The sequence below is a fragment of the Jatrophihabitans fulvus genome (assembly GCF_054781375.1).
In genome coordinates, this window is record NZ_BAAGUN010000002.1 from 414,953 (window position 1) to 432,428 (window position 17,476).

The 17,476-nt window shown below is 72.2% G+C and carries 17 protein-coding genes and 1 pseudogene; 8 read left to right on the top strand and 10 right to left on the bottom strand.

The features are described from left to right. Nucleotides 1-100 precede the first annotated feature (100 nt). The gene (locus ACYVP9_RS10575; protein WP_460604763.1) at nt 101-820 is read left to right on the top strand and encodes a mycothiol-dependent nitroreductase Rv2466c family protein; all 720 of its coding nucleotides are present in this window, start codon (nt 101-103) and stop codon (nt 818-820) included. 15 nt (nt 821-835) lie between these two features. On the opposite strand, the gene ACYVP9_RS10580 is transcribed toward ACYVP9_RS10575, so the two are convergent. The 3 genes from ACYVP9_RS10580 to ACYVP9_RS10590 are packed head-to-tail and all read right to left on the bottom strand — an operon-like array spanning nt 836 to nt 1,960. Next, nucleotides 836-1,063 carry a hypothetical protein gene (locus ACYVP9_RS10580; protein ID WP_460604764.1) on the bottom strand — a complete coding sequence of 76 codons (228 nt, stop codon included), beginning with the start codon at nt 1,061-1,063 and terminating at the stop codon, nt 836-838. A gap of 21 nt (nt 1,064-1,084) precedes the next feature. Then, nucleotides 1,085-1,237, bottom strand: a complete 153-nt coding sequence (locus tag ACYVP9_RS10585) for a hypothetical protein (RefSeq protein ID WP_460604765.1) — start codon at nt 1,235-1,237, stop codon at nt 1,085-1,087. 42 nt (nt 1,238-1,279) lie between these two features. Then, nucleotides 1,280-1,960: an SDR family NAD(P)-dependent oxidoreductase gene (locus tag ACYVP9_RS10590; protein ID WP_460604766.1), complete on the bottom strand. Its 681-nt coding sequence runs from the start codon at nt 1,958-1,960 to the stop codon at nt 1,280-1,282. Between the two features lie 86 nt (nt 1,961-2,046). On the opposite strand from ACYVP9_RS10590, the gene ACYVP9_RS10595 reads away from it, so the two are divergent. Then, complete coding sequence (locus ACYVP9_RS10595; protein ID WP_460604767.1) at nt 2,047-2,877, top strand: helix-turn-helix domain-containing protein; 831 nt, start codon at nt 2,047-2,049, stop codon at nt 2,875-2,877. 3 nt (nt 2,878-2,880) lie between these two features. Here ACYVP9_RS10595 and ACYVP9_RS10600 read toward each other — a convergent pair whose 3' ends face one another. Next, a complete protein-coding gene (locus ACYVP9_RS10600; RefSeq protein WP_460604768.1) occupies nt 2,881-3,363 on the bottom strand; it encodes a nucleoside deaminase in 483 nt (160 codons plus the stop codon). 69 nt (nt 3,364-3,432) lie between these two features. Then, nucleotides 3,433-4,044, bottom strand: coding sequence for a TetR/AcrR family transcriptional regulator (locus ACYVP9_RS10605; RefSeq protein ID WP_460604769.1), 612 nt, complete (start codon nt 4,042-4,044; stop codon nt 3,433-3,435). Between the two features lie 112 nt (nt 4,045-4,156). On the opposite strand from ACYVP9_RS10605, the gene ACYVP9_RS10610 reads away from it, so the two are divergent. Then, nucleotides 4,157-5,071 (top strand): lysylphosphatidylglycerol synthase transmembrane domain-containing protein, encoded by a 915-nt coding sequence (locus tag ACYVP9_RS10610; RefSeq protein WP_460604770.1) that lies wholly within the window; start codon nt 4,157-4,159, stop codon nt 5,069-5,071. On the opposite strand, the gene ACYVP9_RS10615 is transcribed toward ACYVP9_RS10610, so the two are convergent. Together ACYVP9_RS10615 and ACYVP9_RS10620 are read right to left on the bottom strand one after the other, a co-directional pair. Next, nucleotides 5,031-5,603 (bottom strand): DUF4396 domain-containing protein, encoded by a 573-nt coding sequence (locus tag ACYVP9_RS10615; RefSeq protein WP_460604771.1) that lies wholly within the window; start codon nt 5,601-5,603, stop codon nt 5,031-5,033. The genes ACYVP9_RS10610 and ACYVP9_RS10615 overlap by 41 nt on opposite strands. Nucleotide 5,604: 1 nt before the next feature. After that, a complete protein-coding gene (locus ACYVP9_RS10620) occupies nt 5,605-6,084 on the bottom strand; it encodes a MarR family winged helix-turn-helix transcriptional regulator (RefSeq protein ID WP_460604772.1) in 480 nt (159 codons plus the stop codon). A 122-nt stretch (nt 6,085-6,206) separates the two neighbouring features. On the opposite strand from ACYVP9_RS10620, the pseudogene ACYVP9_RS10625 reads away from it, so the two are divergent. Both ACYVP9_RS10625 and ACYVP9_RS10630 read left to right on the top strand, forming a co-directional pair. Further along, nucleotides 6,207-7,526 (top strand): annotated as a pseudogene (locus tag ACYVP9_RS10625) (chloride channel protein); the annotation flags it as partial. A gap of 86 nt (nt 7,527-7,612) precedes the next feature. Next, complete coding sequence (locus tag ACYVP9_RS10630; RefSeq protein WP_460604773.1) at nt 7,613-8,845, top strand: MFS transporter; 1,233 nt, start codon at nt 7,613-7,615, stop codon at nt 8,843-8,845. A 21-nt stretch (nt 8,846-8,866) separates the two neighbouring features. Here ACYVP9_RS10630 and ACYVP9_RS10635 read toward each other — a convergent pair whose 3' ends face one another. Next, the gene (locus ACYVP9_RS10635; protein WP_460604774.1) at nt 8,867-11,884 is read right to left on the bottom strand and encodes a glycoside hydrolase family 3 C-terminal domain-containing protein; all 3,018 of its coding nucleotides are present in this window, start codon (nt 11,882-11,884) and stop codon (nt 8,867-8,869) included. A gap of 178 nt (nt 11,885-12,062) precedes the next feature. Between ACYVP9_RS10635 and ACYVP9_RS10640 the strand changes: the two genes are divergently transcribed. From ACYVP9_RS10640 to ACYVP9_RS10650, 3 genes are all read left to right on the top strand, one after another. After that, nucleotides 12,063-13,244 carry an ROK family protein gene (locus ACYVP9_RS10640; protein WP_460604775.1) on the top strand — a complete coding sequence of 394 codons (1,182 nt, stop codon included), beginning with the start codon at nt 12,063-12,065 and terminating at the stop codon, nt 13,242-13,244. A gap of 131 nt (nt 13,245-13,375) precedes the next feature. Continuing rightward, nucleotides 13,376-15,442: a hypothetical protein gene (locus ACYVP9_RS10645; RefSeq protein WP_460604776.1), complete on the top strand. Its 2,067-nt coding sequence runs from the start codon at nt 13,376-13,378 to the stop codon at nt 15,440-15,442. Between the two features lie 166 nt (nt 15,443-15,608). Then, entirely contained in the window at nt 15,609-16,328 is a 720-nt protein-coding gene (locus ACYVP9_RS10650; protein ID WP_460604777.1) for a hemerythrin domain-containing protein, read from the top strand. Between the two features lie 70 nt (nt 16,329-16,398). Here ACYVP9_RS10650 and ACYVP9_RS10655 read toward each other — a convergent pair whose 3' ends face one another. Both ACYVP9_RS10655 and ACYVP9_RS10660 read right to left on the bottom strand, forming a co-directional pair. Next, nucleotides 16,399-16,683, bottom strand: coding sequence for a DUF4235 domain-containing protein (locus ACYVP9_RS10655; protein WP_460604778.1), 285 nt, complete (start codon nt 16,681-16,683; stop codon nt 16,399-16,401). An 85-nt stretch (nt 16,684-16,768) separates the two neighbouring features. Next, nucleotides 16,769-17,452, bottom strand: coding sequence for a hypothetical protein (locus ACYVP9_RS10660; RefSeq protein ID WP_460604779.1), 684 nt, complete (start codon nt 17,450-17,452; stop codon nt 16,769-16,771). Nucleotides 17,453-17,476: the final 24 nt, after the last annotated feature.

Here is a 17,476-nt window from a genome sequence, read left to right on the forward strand (position 1 = left end):
ACCGGCCGAGTCCGATCCTCGACGACCGAGCGGGAATGTCGCCGTTGCGCCGAGGTACGTTGCGGACGGATCGCGGCTCCGTCCGACAGAGAGGCGCCTCGTGACTGCTGACCTGCACTTCTGGTTCGACCCGATCTGCCCGTTCGCCTGGATGACCAGCAAGTGGGTGCGGGTGGTGCAGTCGCAGCGCGACTACACCGTCGACTGGCGCTTCATCTCGCTGCGCCTGATCAACTCCCACCTGGACTACGACACCCACTTCCCGCCGGAGTACGACGCGCAGCACACCGCGGGCCTGCGGCTGCTGCGGCTGGCCGCCACGGTGCGCGACCAGCACGGCCGCGAGGCCGTCGGACCGCTGTACGCCGCGTTGGGCGCCCGCATCTTCGAGACCGGGCCGGACGACGGCCGGGCGCCCGGATGGCAGGGCACGCCCGACCTCGCCGCGGCCGCGCTCGACGAGACGGGCCTGCCGACCTCGCTCGTCGACGCGCTCGACGACGCCTCCCGCGACGCCGGCATCCAGGCCGAGTCGGACGAGGCGCTGGCGCTGACCGGCAAGGACGTGGGGACGCCGATCATCCACGTCGAACCACCCGACGGGGTGGCGTTCTTCGGCCCCGTGATCAGCCGAATGCCCGACGAGCAGCAGGCCGCCCAGCTGTGGGACCACGTCGTGGGGTTGGCCCGCTTCCCCGGCTTCGCCGAACTCAAGCGCAGCCTGCGCGAGCGTCCGCAGCTACCGTCGTTCGGCGTCGCCGAGGGCGAGACCGGCATCACCGACGACTGGCACGCGGGCAGCCGACGCGTGAAGAAGTAACCGTCCGCTCGCCGGTCAGGCGGACGGACCCCACTGACCCGAGCGCAGTTCGTCGTCCTGCGCGAGACCGTCGGACGGCTTCGCCTGCCGCTCGCCACCGGGCTCGTCCGGCTCCGGGTCGTCGTTCAGGGCAGGCGCGACCTCGTCGTGCTCGGGCGTGGGTTCGAGGGTGCCGGCGGTCACCGGCTGCTCGTCGTCGGGCTGCGGGGCGTCCGGGCGATCGGGGTTCTGCGTGGAGGTCATGCCGAGCGGTCTACCCAGGCGTCACGCCCGGGTGCGCCCCTTGGCCTTGCCGACGAAGTAGGCCCCGACGAGGAACAGCACCGTGAGCACGAACAGCCAGAACGCGCCCTTGATGACGGCGCCGAGCACGCCGGTGACGATGGCCAGGACGATCAACAGGATCACGAGCAACATGCCGCGGTCGTACCCCGTACCCGCCGGTAGTCACTCATGGGGTCAGAAGTCGATTCGCCCCGTCCGGTCGTGGAACTCGCCCGTGGGCCCGGCGGCGTCGAGGCAGGCGAGCATCACGGTCGCGTCCGTGCCCTCGGTGACGGTCTGGTGTCCGCCGTGCCCGTTGAAGTCGGTGGCGGTGTAGCCGGGATCCGAGACGTTGACCCGCATGCCCGGCAGGTTCTTCGCGTACTGCACGGTGAGCGCGACGACGGCGGCCTTCGAGGCCGCGTACGGCACCGCCCGCACCGGGTACTCGTCGTGGCCCGGTGTCGTCAGCCACCGCGGCCACCCCACGCCTGAGGCGACGTTGACGATCACCGGATTCGACGACCGGCGCAGCAGTGGCAGCGCCGCCTGGGTCACGCGGACGATTCCGGTGACGTTCGTGTCGAGCACGGCCGACATCGCGTCGGCGTCGAGGTCGTCGACGCCGAACGACGAGCCGAGGATGCCTGCGTTGTTGACGAGCACGTCGAGCTCGGGCAGCGAGTCCATCGCCTGCCCGACGGACGCGGAGTCGGTCACGTCGAGCCGGACGGGCCGGGCCCCGATCGCTTCGGCGGCGACGCTGTCGGCGAGATTGCGCATTCCCGCGTAAACGATGTGGCCGGCGTCGACGAGGCGACGGGCCGTCTCGAGTCCCAGGCTGCGGTTGGCTCCGGTGATCAATGTGGTGGTCATGTCACCACCGTCCGGGACGGCCGGCCCACCAGGGTAGGCACTGCCGGTACCACCCAGCGCGGCCCGGCGACGGGCATGCTGGACGGGTGGACGAACTGGCGACCTCGCTGCGGGCCTGGCGCGACCGCACGCGGCCCGAGGCAGTGGGGCTGCCTCGCGGCGGCCACCGCCGCGCGCCGGGGCTCCGGCGCGAGGAGCTCGCCGCTCTGGCCGGTGTGAGCGTCGAGTACCTCGTGCGCCTCGAGCAGGGCCGCGCCCGCCATCCGTCCCCGCAGCTGCTGGGCGCACTCGCCCGGGCCCTGCGGCTGACCGACGCCGAGCGCGATCACCTCTACCGGCTGGCCGGCGAGGCACCACCGTCGTCGGGCGTCGTCCCCCGGCACCTGACCGCGGGCGTGCAGCGCCTGCTCGACCGGCTCGGCGACGTGCCGCTCGCCGTGCTCAGCGCGGCCTGGGAGCCGATCTGGTGGAACCCGCTGTGGGCCGTGCTCACCGGTGACCCGTCCGCCCATCGCGGCATCGAGCGCAACATCGCCTGGCGGCACTTCATGCGGGACACGAGCGACGTCGAGTACGACGACGCACACCGAGCGCAGTTCTCCGACGATCTGGCCGCCGACCTGCGCGAAGCCCGCGGACGCTATCCGGACGATCCCGAGTTGGCCGCCCTGGTCGACCGGCTGATCCGGGAGAGCGACCGCTTCCGGCGTCACTGGCAGCAGGCCCGGGTGGCGCGGCACGTCTCGAGCCGCAAGACCGTCACGCGGACGCCGGTCGGCCCCGTCACGGTCGACTGCGACGTGCTGACCGCGCCCGGCACCGACGTGCGCATCGTCGTCTACACCGCTGAGCCGGGCTCCGAGGACGCCTTGCGTCTCGACCTGCTCCGCGTGACGGGACTGCAGGCCTTCGCCTGATCGTCAGTCGCCGGGGTGGGCGTCGGCGAAGGCCCGGAACGGCGCCTGCGGATCGGCGGCGTCGCCCTGCACGGCAGGCAGCGAGCGCTCACGCGGCGGCCTCGCGTACTCGCCGTAGAACGAGTCGAGGCTCATGTAGCGGTTGCCGTCCTCGTAGAACTCGCTCTCCTGCTCACGGGTGGCGGCGAAGACGACGGACTCGGGCTGCGCGTAGTAGAGCGCGCCCAGGCACATCGGGCAGGGATAGGCGGTCACGTAGACGGTGCACCCGGTGAGGTCGGTCCGGCCTCGCGACGCGAGTTCGCGAACGGCGGTGATCTCCGCGTGCGCCGTGCAATCGCCCGACTGGCTCACCTGGTTCGTGGCCTCGACCAACACCTCTCCGCTGTCGTCCTCGACGACGATGCAGGCGAACGGCTTGCCGCCGCGCGAAACGTTGTCGACCGCGAGCTCGATCGAACGCTGGACGAGGCGGGCGTCGGGCACGAACTGCTCCTTCGACGGACGGACGGGCCCGGAGTTCCTACCGCCGTCCACGGTCGGGCAAACCGCCCCTCAGGCGGAGCCGCGGGAGCTGTCGGGCCAGAGCATGCGCAGCGCGTCCGGCACCCCGGCGACGACGTCCTCGCCGTAGAGGGTCACCTGCATGATGTAGCCAGGCACGAGGGTCATGAGGGTGGCGGCGACCGCCTCGCCGGTCAGCCCGGCGGGCAGCCGTCCGGCCGCGATGTGCCGATCGGCCAGCGCCGCGAGTTCTGCCCGGACGTCGACCAGCGCGGCCTTCAGCGCGTCGGCGATCTGCGGGTCGCGCACGCCCTCGGCCCACACGGTGAGCGCGATGCCGCCGACGCAGGCGTCGCGCTGCCGGTCGCGGACGGTCTCGAGCATGTCGGCGACGATCTCGCCGAGCGACCGTCCGTCCGCTCCGGCAGCCGTGCTGTCGCGCAGCAGGCGCACGAAGTCGCCCATGTTCGCCTGCGCGATGGCCACGATCATGTCGGCCTTGCTGGGGAAGTAGCGGTAGACCGCCCCCGCGGACAGTCCGGCCTCGCAGAACAGGTCCTGCATGGAGGTCTGGTGGAAGCCGTCGCGCGCGAAGCACCGGCGGGCGGCGTCGAGGATCTCTGCGCGCCGGGCCTCGCGGTACTCGTCGCTGACCTTCGGCACGCATGAACCGTACAACAAAAACGAACGTTCGCCTTGACAAGTCGCACGGCGAGCGAGAAAGGTCCGATAGGGAACGCAATCGTTCCTTCTACGGGGCCCCGGGGAGGTTGCCGTGTCGGATCTGCCGGCCGCTGTGCCGTGGTTCGCCCTTGCCGTGGGCTCGACGGCCGCGTCGATGGCGATGCTCGCCCGCGCCCAGCGCCGCATGCTGCTGGCCGGCGGGGTGCGGGTGCCGCTGCACCGCATGGTCGGTCTCGCCTACGCAGCCAACGCCGTCAACTGGACGCTGCCGGGCGGCACCGCGCTGTCGGCCGGTTACGTCGCACGCCAGCTGCGTCGGTGGGGCGCCACGGGGGCGGCCGCCGGTTTCACCATCGCCGCTTCCGGAGTGCTCAGCGGCGCCAGCTTCGCGGTGCTCGCGCTCACCGGCAGCGGCCTCGGCGGGCCGGGCGCGTCCGGGCTGGTGGTCACCGTCCTCGGCGGCGGCGCTCTGGTCGCGCTCGTGGTCGTCGCCCGCCGCCACCCGGGCACCCTCAGCTCGGCCGCGGAACGCGTGGCGGTCGGCGCCGCCCGCCTCGTCCGCCGCGATCCCGCTCCCGCGCGCGCCGCCGTGCGCGGATTCGTGTCCGATCTCGCCGCGATCCATCCACGGCGTCGCGACTGGGCCGCGGGCCTCGCCCTGGCCGGTGGCAACTGGCTCGCCGACCTGGTCTGCCTCTACGCCTGCTGCCGCGCGATCGGCGTCGCGGCCCCGGACGTCACGCTGCTGCTGATCACCTACGTGGTGGGCATGACGGCGTCGAGCATCTCGGTGCTGCCGGGCGGCATCGGCGTCGTCGACACCGCCATGATCGCGGTGCTCCACGGCGCGGGCGGCGTGGCGTCCGGGGTGTCTGTCGTCGTCGCCTACCGCATCGTCAGCTGCGCGCTGGTCGTGGCGGTCGGATGGGCGTGCTGGCTGGTGCTGCGACGCACGTCCGCCGTCGTCAAGGACCTGCAGCGGCCGCCAGCCACCCACCGAGCATGAACGCGACGATCACCACGGCGAGCGTCGCGGGCGAGGGCGCCGGTATGCGGCGCCGCCACGCGGCCACGTCGTCCGGCGCGTCCTCGTGCGCGCCGTGGGTCACGGCGTGTCCCCTGCCGCGTCGCAACAGCGCCCGGTTCACCGGGAACGCCGCGGTATAGGCGATCGACAGCGAGATCAGCATCGACCACCAGAAGACGCCGTCCCCCAGCCCCGCGTTCAGCGCACCGGGGATGACCGCCTCGGACGCGTTGTCGACGACCTCCATCGTCAGGATCGAGACGGTGTCCGACGCGATCACCACGCGGGCGACCCGCCCCGGGTCCAGGCCCGCGTGCAGCAACGGCAGCGACGACAGCGCGTAGCCGAACACGAAGGCGAGGCCGACCGACACCGCGATCGTCGCCAGGTTGGTCAGGCCGGCCGCGGACCCGATGACGAGGCCGGCGATCTCGCCGATCGAGCAGCCGGTGAGGCAGTGCAGGGTGGCGGACGCCGCCATCGCCGACAGTCCAGCAGGTCGCTCGCTCACGTCACCATCCGAACGCCGTCACGCCGCCCGGGGCCGGCGGCTCACCCGCCGCCTGGGCGAACGACTCGAGCGCCCGGGCGAGGTCGCCGCGCTGCCGGGTCGGCATGGCCTCGACGATGCGCGCGATCTCGGCGCGCCGCCGCGACGTCACGCGGTCGACGAGCCGGCGACCGGCCGGCGTCAGGGCGAGCCGCACCTCGCGCCGGTTCTCGGGAGGCGTACGGCGCTCGACGAAACCGGACACCTCGAGCCGGTCGACCATGCGCAGTGCCGTGGACGGGCTGACGCCGAGAACGTCGGCCAACCCGTTCAGATTCGTGTCCGGACGCGTGCGCAGCACGACCAGGGTGCGGAACTGGACGACCGTCACCGAGCCCTCGACCTCGGCGAGCGAGCGGGCCGAGACGGCCACCAGGACCCGTGACGCGGTGAGCACGGCGTCGACGAAGCGGTCGGCGTCCGGACCTGTCTGCTGCGTCACGACCACCAACCTGCCCTTTCGTCCGCCACTGCAATCATTGCATACTGCAATTCATGCATCCTGCACTGTCGACCGTCAGGCCACGACTGGGCGCGGGGCTGCGCCGTACCGAGACCGGGTTGGTGGTGCTCGCCCTCGGGGTGGGCGCCGGGGCGGGTGGCGGCGCCATCGTGTTCCGCTGGTTGATCGAGACGTTCACCCGGGCCTTCACCGGCCACGCCGACTATGCGGGCGCGGGGCGCGTTCCGAATCCGCACGTGCCCGCCCTCGGGGTGTGGTTCGTCGTTCTCGCCCCCGTCGTCGCGGGCCTGCTCTACGGGCCGCTGGTGCACGCCTTCGCACGCGAGGCCCGGGGGCACGGCGTCCCCGAGGTCATGTACGCGGTCGCCCGCAACAAGGGGCGCATCAAGCCGCAGGTGGCGGGCGTCAAGGCACTCGCGTCCGCACTGTGCATCGGCGGTGGCGGGTCGGTCGGGCGCGAGGGACCGATCGTGCAGATCGGGTCCGCCCTCGGATCGACCCTGGGCCGGCTGGTCGCGGTCGATGAGCAGCGCACCCGCGTGCTGGTGGCCTGCGGCGCCGCCGGCGGCATCTCCGCCACCTTCAACGCGCCGCTGGCGGGCGTGTTCTTCGCGATGGAGCTCGTCCTGCGCGAGTTCACGGCGCGCTCGTTCGGCATGGTCGCGCTCTCGTCGGTCACTGCCGGCGTCATCGGACGGGCGGCCTTCGGCGACACGGCGTTCCTCACCCTGCCGGGCTTTCACGTCACCCATCCGGAGCAGTACGGGTGGTTCGCGCTGCTGGGGGTGATCGCCGGTCTCGTCGGCGTCGCGTTCACCCGTGTCCTGTACTGGATCGAGGACGCGTGCGACTGGGCGTGGCGGGGTCCGGAGTGGTTGCGGCCTGCGGTCGGCGGCGTCCTGCTCGGCGGGCTGCTGCTCGCGGTGCCGCAGATGTACGGCGTCGGCTATCCGGTGCTCGGCCGCGGCGTCGTCGGCGGCTACACCGTCGCGGCGTTGCTGGGCCTGCTCGTCGCGAAGGTCGTGGCCACGAGCCTGACGATCGGCATCGGCGGCTCCGGCGGCGTCTTCGCGCCGAGCCTGTTCGTCGGAGCGATGCTCGGCGGCGCCTACGGGTCGGTCCTGCACTCCGCCTTCCCGCACAGTGCCGGATCGGTCGGCGCGTACGGGCTCATCGGCATGGGCGCGGTCTTCGCCGGTGCCGCGCGCGCCCCGATCACCGCCGTCGTGATCCTCGTCGAACTCACGGGCGAGTACTCGATCGTGCTGCCGTTGATGACGGCCATCGTCCTGGCCACCGGCGTCAGCCATGCGCTGTCCCGCGACACCGTCTACACGGCCAAATTGCGACGTCGCGGCGTCGATCTGGACGAGATTCCCACTGCCCCGGAACCGGCCGCGGCCCCGCGCCCGAACACGACGGCAGCGGTCATCGGGAGCTGAACCACAGCCACCCCGATGGCCGCGCCGACGGCAGGCCCGCGACCCGCCGACGCGGGAACGGCAGAATGCGGGCCGTGACCCGGCCGCCCACCCCGACGGCCCCGGTCGGCCGCGGCTGGACCGTTCGGTTCGCGCTCGCGTGGTTCGGGTTCTGGATGGCCAATCTGGTGCCCGTGCAGCTGCTGCTGCCCAACCAGCTCGCCGACATCGACCCGTCCGGCAAGGTGCACGACTTCGCGGTCGTGAACGGCATCAGCGGGCTTGTGGCGTTAATCGCCCTGCCGCTGTCGGGCGCGCTCGCCGACCGCACGACGACCCGGTTCGGACGGCGGCGCGTGTGGATCGCCGGTGGCGCCCTGGCCTTCGCCGCCGGACTCGTCGTCACCGGCGCGCAGACGAGCTGGCCCGCCCTCGCGTTGTGGTGGTCGCTGACCCAGCTCGGGCTGGCGGCCGCGACGGCCGGGCTCACGGCGGTCATCGTCGACCGGGTGCCGGTGACACAGCGCGGCACGGTCTCGGCGGCGGTGTTCGGCCCGCAGGCGCTGGGCGTGGTGGTCGGTATCGGCCTCGTCGCCGCGTTCGGGCTCACCGAACTCGAGGGCTACGTGCTGATCGCCGCCGTGCTGCTGCTCGCCGTGGTGCCCTTCGTCCGCCACCACCGCGAGGTGCCGGCGAGCGCGCCGCCTCTCACCGTCCGGGACATCGCAGGGTCGCTCTCGATCGACCTGCGGGCGCATCCGGACTTCGCCTGGGCCTTCGGCGGACGGTTGCTGGTCAACCTCGGCAACTCGCTGGGGACGAGCTACCTGCTCTACTTCCTGACCGACGCGCTTCGGGTCGACGACCCGGACGGGACGCTGCTCGAGGTCACCGTCGTCTACCTGGTGGCCGGCCTGGTGCTGACCTACGCCGGCGGGATCCTCAGCGACCGGCTGGGCCGGCGCCGGGTCTTCGTGGCGGTGGCGGCCGCGATGCAGGCGGGCGCCGGCTTCCTGCTCGCGGCGCATCCCACCCTGACGGTCACGTTCGTCGCCGCGGCCCTGCTCGGCGGTGGGTTCGGCGCGTACATGTCCGTCGACCAGGCACTGATCACGCAGGTGCTGCCCGACGCCGAGAGCCGGGCGAAGGACCTCGGGATCATGAACATCGGCACGATCGTGCCGCCGGCGGTGGCGCCGTTGCTCGCCGGACTGCTGATCACGTCCGACGGACGCGGCTACCCCGGCCTGTTCACGCTGGTGGGCGTGACGGCCGGGGTAGGCGCGGTGTCGGTCTACCGGGTGCGCTCGGTCAGATGACCGGGCGCACCCGGTGCTCGGTCAGGTGACCGTGATGGTGAGCGTCTGCGACGTCGTCGGGCTCACGTTGTTCACCGCGGTGATGCGCACCGGGTAGGTGCCCGCGGTGCGCGGCGTGCCCGAGATGGTCGCGGTGCCGTCACCGTTGTCGACCGCCTTCATGCCGGACGGCAGCGGGCCGGCGAACCGGATGCGCGGCAGTTCGGCGGCGGTCGGCGACGCGGTGGTGTCGGCGGTGACCGTGAAGGTGGCGGGCTGCCCGGCCGGCACCGACAGCGTCGGCGCGGACGTGATGTGCAGCGGCGCCACGTTGACCGGGAACGAGGTCGTCACCGTGTGGCCGCGCCAGGTGGCGTCGACCGTCACGGTCGCGACCCCCGAACCGACCGTGCGCAGGGCGCCGGCCTTCGTCACCTTCACGACCTTGCTGTCGCTGGAGGAGTAGGTCACCTTCAGGTTGGCCGGCAGCTCCGTGGACAGACCCCTGCGGACGTAACCGTGCAGCTTCTCGTCGTCCGTCGACACCGTCAGCTGCGGGTCGATGGTGGTGTCGCGGTCGAACACGACGCGCTGCTGCACGTCGGCCGCCTTGTCACCCTTCTGCACCGGCTTGGCGTCGAGCACGGTCGGCGCCTTGCCGAGCGAGCCCGACACCGCGACCTTCGCGGTACGGCTGACGTCGGTCGCCGACTGCGCGAGCTGCAGTCCGTAGCTGCCGGTGTCGACCTTCATGACCGCCTTCTTCTCGTCGAAGAACGCGAGCTGCGACGCCGGGAACGTGAGCGTCACCTTCTTGCTCTGGCCCGCCTTCAGCGCGACCTTCGCGAATGTCATCAGGCGCTTGGCCGGACGCTGCTGCGCCGCCTTCGCGAACGGTGTCGTCGCGTAGAGCTGCGGCACCGCGGCACCGGCGACGTCCGAACGGTTGGTGACGGTCGTGGTCACGGTGACCGTGCCCTCGGCGTCGACCTTCTTCGAGGAGACGGTCAGCGGCGAGTACTGGAACTTCGCGTAGCTCAGGCCGTACCCGAACGGGTACGAGCTCTGGCCGGTGAAGTACATGTACGTGCGGCCGGGGTTGTGGCCGGCCGGACGGATCGCGTAGTCGAGGATGCTCGGCAGCTGCGCCGTGTCGCGGTACCACGTGAACGGCAGGTGCCCGCTCGGCGTGGTGGTGCCCAGCAGCGCGTCCGCGAACGCGTCACCCTGCTTCTGGCCGTTGTACGAGCTCCAGACCAGGCCGCGGACGTCGCCGGCGAAGGCGCCCGTCTCGACCGGGCCGGTGGTCTCGAGATACGCGACGGTGTTCGGGTTGGCCCGGCCCACCTGCGAGATCATCTGCGCCTGGGCGCCGGGCAGCGCGAGGCTGCTGCGGTCGACGTCCTCGCGGCTGGTGGTGAAGTCGGTGCCGGCGACGACGACGACGGCGTCGTAGCCTTTGACCTTCGCGATCGTGTCGGCGTCGACGGTGGTGAGCGAGCCGGCGGTGGTGCCGCCGGTGACACCCGGCAGGAAGTCGACGGTCGCGGACGGGTTGCGCTTCGCGATCGCGTTCTTGATGCCGGTGTAGACGTCGACGTTGTTGGCCGCGCCGGCACCCTGCTGGAAGGCGGAGTACCCGCCGAGGTAGAGCGACTGCGGGTGGGCGAAGTACCCGACCACGGCCACCTTGTAGTCACCGGACGACGGCACCTTCAGCGGCAGCGCCTTCTTGGTGTTCTGCAGCAGCACGAGACTCTCGTCCGCGCTCTTCTTCGCCTGCGCGAGACGCTCGGGCGTCTCGGTGATCGCGTTGTTCGACGCGTTGCTCGTCCACTCGGTGCCACCGAGGCGCTGGCGGGCGGCCTTCACCCACGGCACCTGGTTCTCGTTGTCGAACTCGCCGGTCTCGATGCGCGCGGTGAACAACCGCGTGACGGACGTGTCGACGTCGCCGATGTTGAAGGTGTCGACCAGCGTCTTGATCTTCTGGCCGAGCGCGGTCGGCACCGTGTTCCCGTAGTCGTACTGGTCGTGGTAGCCCGCGTTGCAGTCGAGGTCCTCACCGGCCGAGATGGCGTAGGCGGTGCGGCCGTACTGGTCGACCGGGGCCGACGCGTTCGGCGGCGTCCACTGGTGGCCGGCCTGGATCTCGCGCACGGCGTCGCAGTCACTGGTGAAGTAACCCTTGAAGCCGAAGGTCTGCCGCGCGAGGTCGCTGTTGAGGTACGGGTCGGCCGCGGCCGGAGTGCCGTTGACCTCGTTGTACGCGCTCATGATCGAACCCGGGCTGCTCGACCGGATGATGTCGGCGAACTGCTTGGTGTAGTACTCCCGCAGCGTCCGCTGGTCCATGTCGGACGAGCCGCTGCGACGGTTCACCTCGCTGTTGTTCGCCGCGTAGTGCTTGAGCGTGGCGATCGCCTTGTAGTAGCCCTTGGCCGACTTCGGCAGGACGCCCTTCATCGTCTGGCCCTGCAGGCCGTTGACGTACTGCCCGGCGAGCAGCGCCGTGAGCGTCGGGTCCTCGGACCAGCTCTCGTCGTTGCGTCCCCAGCGCGGGTCCCGGCTCAGGTTCACCGTCGGCGCGTAGAAGTCGAGGTTCTGCGTGTTGTTCGGCGCGGTGTCGCGCGCCTCGTCACCGATGAGGCCCGCCTCGCGGTAGACGAGCGACGGGTTCCAGGTGCTGCCCAACGACAGGTCCGAGGGGTACGACGTCGTGTTGGTCAGCGTCGTCGCGTTGCCCGTGGGGGTCAGGGTCGAGGCGTTGATGCCGTGGTTCGCCTCGTTCCACCAACCCCAGGCGGCGATGCCGAGCCGCGGGATCGCGGGCGCCCGGCTCGAGTTCATCTGCTGCGCCTTCTCGGTGAGCGACATGCGCGCGACGAGGTCGGCCGCGCGGGCGCCGGGATCGAGGGAGCGGTTGAGATAGGCGGGCGTGGCGGGTGCCGCCGCAGCGGCGGTCTCCGACTGCACGGCGGCGCCGAGCGTGCCGGCCGCGACGAGCATCGTCGCCAGGGCCGCCACGGGACGGCGGTGACGCCAGTGTCTCCGTGTCATGTCGTGTCCGATCGGTGAGGGTTGGGACGGACCGCACCGGTGTCTCGAAGCGGACGTATTTCGCATCCCGGGTCGAGAGGGACACTAAGTCGGCTCTTATGTCCCGGTCAAGGATCAACTTGCGGTCGTGCACGCGTTGGTTATTCCGAATTCGGATGAACTGCTCTAGGGTCGAAAGATGCGCACCGGATCGCTGGAGTCCCTGCGGGACCGCAACCGGCAGGCCGTCGTGTCCGCCGTGCAGTCCCGACCGGCGTGCAGCCGCGCCGACGTCGCCCGGCTGACGGGCCTGTCGACCACGACGGTCTCGACGCTCGTGGCCGAGCTCGTCGCCGACGGCGTGCTCGTCGAGCGGGGAGCCACCCGCTCGGGCACCACCGGCGGACGTCCGGCGGTCGCGCTCGGGATGAATCCGGCGGCTGGCGCGGTGCTCGGCATCCATCTCGGCCACGCGGGCACCCGGGTCGTCGTGACGGGCCTCGACGGCACCGTGTACGCCGAGCGCGCGCAGCAGGCGGACGTCGACCACCAGCCGGCCCGGTCGCTCGACGCCGTGGTCGCGACGGCCCAGGAACTGATCGACACGACCGACGTCGCCCGCGTGCTCGACGTGGGCGTGGCCGTGTCGGCACCGGTGCTCGACGCGCGCACGCTCGGTTCACCGCCGATGCTGCTCGACTGGGCCGAGATCGACATTCGCGCGATATTGCGCGAAAGGCTCGGGCGGCCCGTCCACATCGGCAACGACGCGACGCAGGGTGCGCTCGCCGAGTGGCGACTGGGTGCCGGGGCAGGCAGTGACGACCTGCTGTACGTGATGCTGTCCGACGGCGTCGGCGCCGGACTCGTCCTCGGCGGACGACTGCACCACGGCGCGACCGGCGCGGCGGGCGAGTTCGGCCACGTGCAGGTCGTGCCCGACGGGCACATCTGCCGGTGCGGTCACCGGGGGTGTCTCGAGACCGTGGTCGGGGCCCGCGCCCTCGTCACCGGTCTGGCGCACGCGCGCGGTCCGCACTGCACGCTCGAGGACCTGCTGCGACTCGTCGCCTCGGGCGATCCCGGAGCGCGACGGCTGCTCGCCGACGCCGGGCGGGCGATCGGCTACGCGCTGGCCGGCTTCTGCACGATGCTCGACCCGCGGCTCGTCGTGCTCGGCGGCGATCTCGCCGCGGCGCCCGCCGCCGGCAGCGTCCTCGTCGAGAGCGTGCGCACCGCTCTCGACCGGGCGCTGCCCCCGGTCGGCAACCACGAGATCGAGGTCGTGCCCGCGCAGCTGGGCTCCCGCGCCGAGGCGCTCGGCGCCGCCCTGCTCGCGGCGTCCGCCGCCAGTGCCGCCAGCGCGGCCGCCGCCCGCTGACCCTCGGACGCGCGCCGCGGGCGCGCCGGGCCACCCGGGTTGGCATCACCGGGGCTCATGTGTGATCCTTGTTAAGAACGCGTGCGGGGCGTAGGCGTGACCGACGTCCCCTCACGAGGAGCGCAGCCCCGATGCGCCGAGCCCTGCTCACCGCCGCCGTCGTCGTGGCGTCCGGATTGGCCGTCCCCGCCGTCTCCGCCGTCTCTGCCGCGGCCCAGGTACCGGGTCCCCCTGCCGCCACGGACCCCGGCGCCCCGGCGGACGGCGCACCGGCCGCGGACCCCATCGGCTACCGGGACCCCACCGCGGCCGGCCGCGCGGCGGTCGACGTCACGGGCACGCTCATCCCGATCGAGTCGGATGCCCCCGGCGGGGGCCATCAGTACCTGCTCGACCCGGGCAACGGACGGGTCGTGCCCGTGTCCTTGGACCTTGCCGACGACCTCGACCGTCCTGCGGACTTCGTCGGACGGGTAGCCCTCGGCGCCACGGCCGCGCGCCGGGCCGGCCTCGACAGCGGCGAGCGGGTGGCGGAGCGGTCGGCCGAGGGTCGCACCGCGCTCGAGGCCGCGAGCGGGGCCCCGGCTCCCCTGGCCGTCCAGTCGGCCACCATCACCCCGCAGGCGACGACCGCGGCGAACGCGGTCACCCCCGACGCCCACCACCTCTACGTGGCGCTCGTGGCGAACCGGGGGACGTTCGACAGCACCGCGACCGTGCAGGGGCAGGTCGACGCCATCCGCGCGTACTGGCAGCGCGAGAGCGACGGCGCGATCACGACCTTCGACCAGCCGGAGCCGACCGTCCGCTACGCGTCGTCCGTCGCCGGCACGCTCGACCAGGGCTGCGGCATGCGGACGGCGAGCGCGCTGTGGGACGAGGCGGCCGACCACTTCCCGGGCGTCCGGTTCGGAAGCGACGGCAACCACCTGATGGTGCTGGTCTCGGACGACTGCAGCAGCCACTACGGCGCCGGGCTCGGCACGATCGGGTCGTCGATCGCCTCGGGCGGACGCTCGATCGTCATGCTCGGCAGCGGAGCGGTGCAGATCGGCGTGCACGAGCTGGGCCACAACTTCTCGCTCATGCACGCCAATGCGCAGATCTGCGCATCGTCGTGCTCGACGTCCGGTTACTGGGGGCTCTACAGCATCATGGGGCTAGCCGTGACCGGCGGCAGGTGGACGCCGCCGGCGCTCGACACCGCCTACCGTCTCGCCCTCGGACTCGACTCGCCGCAGTCGGTTCCGACGCTGACGAGCTCGAGCGTCGTCACGCTGTCCGGGCGCGGCACCGGCAGCGGGAAGCGTGGCGCGGTGGTCGTCGACCCCGACTCGGGCGCCCGCTACGTGATCGACTACCGCTCGGGCACCGGCCGTGACGCGACCGCCTTCTACGCACCCGGTCGCGACCTGGGGGAGTTCGCCTACGGCCCCGGAGTCGTCGTCGAGCGGCTCGAGAACGACGGCAGCACCACGCTGCTGTCGCGCGCCGTGGACGGCCGCAACGTGACGTCGTTCGGGGCCGGTCGGTCGATCTCCGCCGGCTCGATCGCGATCAGCGTCGGAAGCGTGTCGACGAGCGGCGGCGCCCGCGTGACGGTGACGTTGCCGGGCTCGACGCCGCCGTCCGATCCGGGTTCGGAGCCACGCGCCCTCTCGGCGTTCTCGGCGAGCGCGCCGAGCATCCGGGGACGGGCGGCGCGGGTCGGCGAGGTGCTCACCGTGGCCACCGGCCGCTGGGTCCCCGCCCCCACCCGCGTCGCGGTGCAGTGGCTGGCCGACGGCCGTCCCGTCGCCGGCGCCACGAGCAGCCGGCTGCGCCTGACGACGGCGCTGCGCGGACAGCGGATCAGCGTCCGCGTGACCGGTTCGCGTCCGGGGTACACGAGCGCCACCCGCACCTCCGGCAGCACCTCACGGGTGGCGTCCGGACGCTTCAGCGCGCACCGTCCGACCGTCGTCGGCACCGCGGCCGTCGGGCGGACGCTGGTCGTCCGCACGCACGGATGGAACCCGTCGCCGCGGTTGTGGGTGCGCTGGTACGTCGCGGGCCGCCCCATCGCCGGAGCGACCGGACGATCGCTGCGCGTGACACCGGCCCTGCGCGGCAAGCGGGTCACCGTGCGCGTGGCCGCGACCCGGCCCGGGTACGCGAAGCGCACGGTGCGGTCGGCACCCACCCACCCGGTGCGCTGACCACCCGGCCGGCGCGCGCCAACCCCCGCGCGCCGGAGTGCTGGCACCACCGCGGCTTTCGGCTGCTGACACGCCTGTGCGGACGTCACGTCCCGCGAAGCATGGGTGACACAGCGGGACGGCGACCAGCGCCGTCACCGAAGCCACCGGAAGCCAGGAGTCAGCCATGACCGCCACCATCGACACCCGCCCGCAGCCCGTCCGTCCCGCCTCCCTCCCGACGGGACCGACCGCCGTCGGTGCCGCCGCCGAGATGCGCACGATCCACACGATCTTCCGCCGCGAGCTGCGGCTCGCCCCGGCGCTGATCCGGTCCGTCGAGCACGGCGACCGGCTGCGCGCCGCGATGGTGAACACCCACCTCGACCTGCTCGACCGCTTCCTGCACCACCACCACACCATCGAGGACGACATGGTGTGGCCGATCCTGCTCGACCGCGTGGCGGGTGAGATCGCACCGCTCGTCGAGCTCATGGAGGCGCAGCACGCCACCGTCGCCCGGTTGCTCGAGGAGGCGCAGACGGTGCGCGGCGCGTGGCGCACCACCGCCGACGCCGGCACGGCCCACCGGCTCGCCGACGTCTACGGGCGGATGCACGACGCCCTCCTCGAGCACCTCGAGGCCGAGGAACGCCACGTGATGCCGCTCGTCGAGCGCGCGCTGAGCAAGAAGGAGTGGCTGCGGATCGCGAAGAAGGCGCAGCGCAGCATGCCGCTCAAGGACGGTCCGCGCGTGCTCGGGATGATGGCCTACGACGGCGACCCCGACGTGGTGCGCGAGATGCTCGGCGCGGTGCCCGGGCCGTTCCGCTCGGTCGTCATCCGCATGGGCCACAAGGCCTACGCGAAGCACGCGACGCGCGTCTACGGCACGCCCACTCCGTGACCGGACGTCACCCGCGTCCTGTTCGCCGACGAGGTCCCGTCCGGTCGTGCACCGGACGGGACCTTCGTCGTCAGTGCTTCGTGCGCGGCTCGGTGTTGCCGGGCCACGTGCCCGTGGCCCGCTCGAATCCCTTGGCACCGGCCCGGTCGACCAGGGCCTTCACGGTGCCGAACACGGCGCCGTGCAGGGCGGCCGAGATCAGGACCTCGCGCCAGGAACTGTCGAGGTCCTTGGCGTCGGGCGCGTCCGTCTCGCTCGCGACCAGCTTCCACGTCTGTTTGAAGACCGCGCCGGCGACCAGGCCGCCGAGCACGCTGACGAGGATGCCGAACGGCTTGTAGACGAGCGAGAGCATGGCCTGCCTCCGGGTCGGGGGTCCTTTGGGGAATCCTGACCCCGACGCACGTCGCGCAAACCGACCGCGCCGACGCGGCGGACGGTCAGCTCGCGTTGCCCACCACGTAGGCGGTGACGACACGGTCCTTGACGATCTTCCCGTTCGGGCGGTGCGCGTTCTTCCAGTGCACCGTCCACAGGCGCGTGGACCGGTCGATACCCCCCGACCCGCTCCGCGGGCCGACGAGGTATCCGAGGCCGTGCTTGCTGCTCGCGCAGGCGTAGGTGGCGGTCCAGGTCGGGTGCGCCGGCGGGGTCAGCGCGGCGCCGCCGTCGCGCACCATGCAGGTGCCGAAGTAGCGCAGGCCGACCTCGAGCGGGATCGCAAGGGTGGGCGCCGGCGAGGACGGGAACGAGCCCGCGTAGCCGATGCGCGCCAGGCGCTTCACCTTGGGATCGCGCAGGCACAGCACCGTGCGGTCGGTGCTCTTCCAGCACGCGATGGTGAAGTCCTCCGGCGCGCCGCAGGTGGCGATGCCGGGGTCGACGGCCACGGGGGACGATCCCACGCAGCGGAAGCCGTCAGGCATCTGTTCGGCCTGGACGCTCCAGCCGTCGGCGGGTGCACCCTGCGCGGTGACCGGCCGGACGATTTGCTCGACCGTCTTCGGCCTCGCGGCAACGACCTTCTTCTTCGGGGTGGAGGCGTCGGCGGAGTGCGTCCACGGGTGGACGATGACCACCCCGATCGCCGGCGACAGGATCACCAGCGTCACGAGAAACCGCATCAGGTACTTCTTCATCGAGCCTCC

Bases quoted from the DNA above. Each gene is read 5' to 3' on its own strand.
- ACYVP9_RS10580 (WP_460604764.1), bottom strand. From the start codon at position 1,063: ATGACCTCCACGCAGAACCCCGATCGCCCGGACGCCCCGCAGCCCGAC.
- ACYVP9_RS10645 (WP_460604776.1), top strand. From the start codon at position 13,376: ATGCGCCGAGCCCTGCTCACCGCCGCCGTCGTCGTGGCGTCCGGATTG.
- ACYVP9_RS10585 (WP_460604765.1), bottom strand. From the start codon at position 1,237: ATGTTGCTCGTGATCCTGTTGATCGTCCTGGCCATCGTCACCGGCGTG.
- ACYVP9_RS10660 (WP_460604779.1), bottom strand. From the start codon at position 17,452: ATGCGGTTTCTCGTGACGCTGGTGATCCTGTCGCCGGCGATCGGGGTG.
- ACYVP9_RS10590 (WP_460604766.1), bottom strand. From the start codon at position 1,960: ATGACCACCACATTGATCACCGGAGCCAACCGCAGCCTGGGACTCGAG.
- ACYVP9_RS10650 (WP_460604777.1), top strand. From the start codon at position 15,609: ATGACCGCCACCATCGACACCCGCCCGCAGCCCGTCCGTCCCGCCTCC.
- ACYVP9_RS10630 (WP_460604773.1), top strand. From the start codon at position 7,613: ATGCGGGCCGTGACCCGGCCGCCCACCCCGACGGCCCCGGTCGGCCGC.
- ACYVP9_RS10655 (WP_460604778.1), bottom strand. From the start codon at position 16,683: ATGCTCTCGCTCGTCTACAAGCCGTTCGGCATCCTCGTCAGCGTGCTC.
- ACYVP9_RS10640 (WP_460604775.1), top strand. From the start codon at position 12,063: ATGCGCACCGGATCGCTGGAGTCCCTGCGGGACCGCAACCGGCAGGCC.
- ACYVP9_RS10635 (WP_460604774.1), bottom strand. From the start codon at position 11,884: ATGACACGGAGACACTGGCGTCACCGCCGTCCCGTGGCGGCCCTGGCG.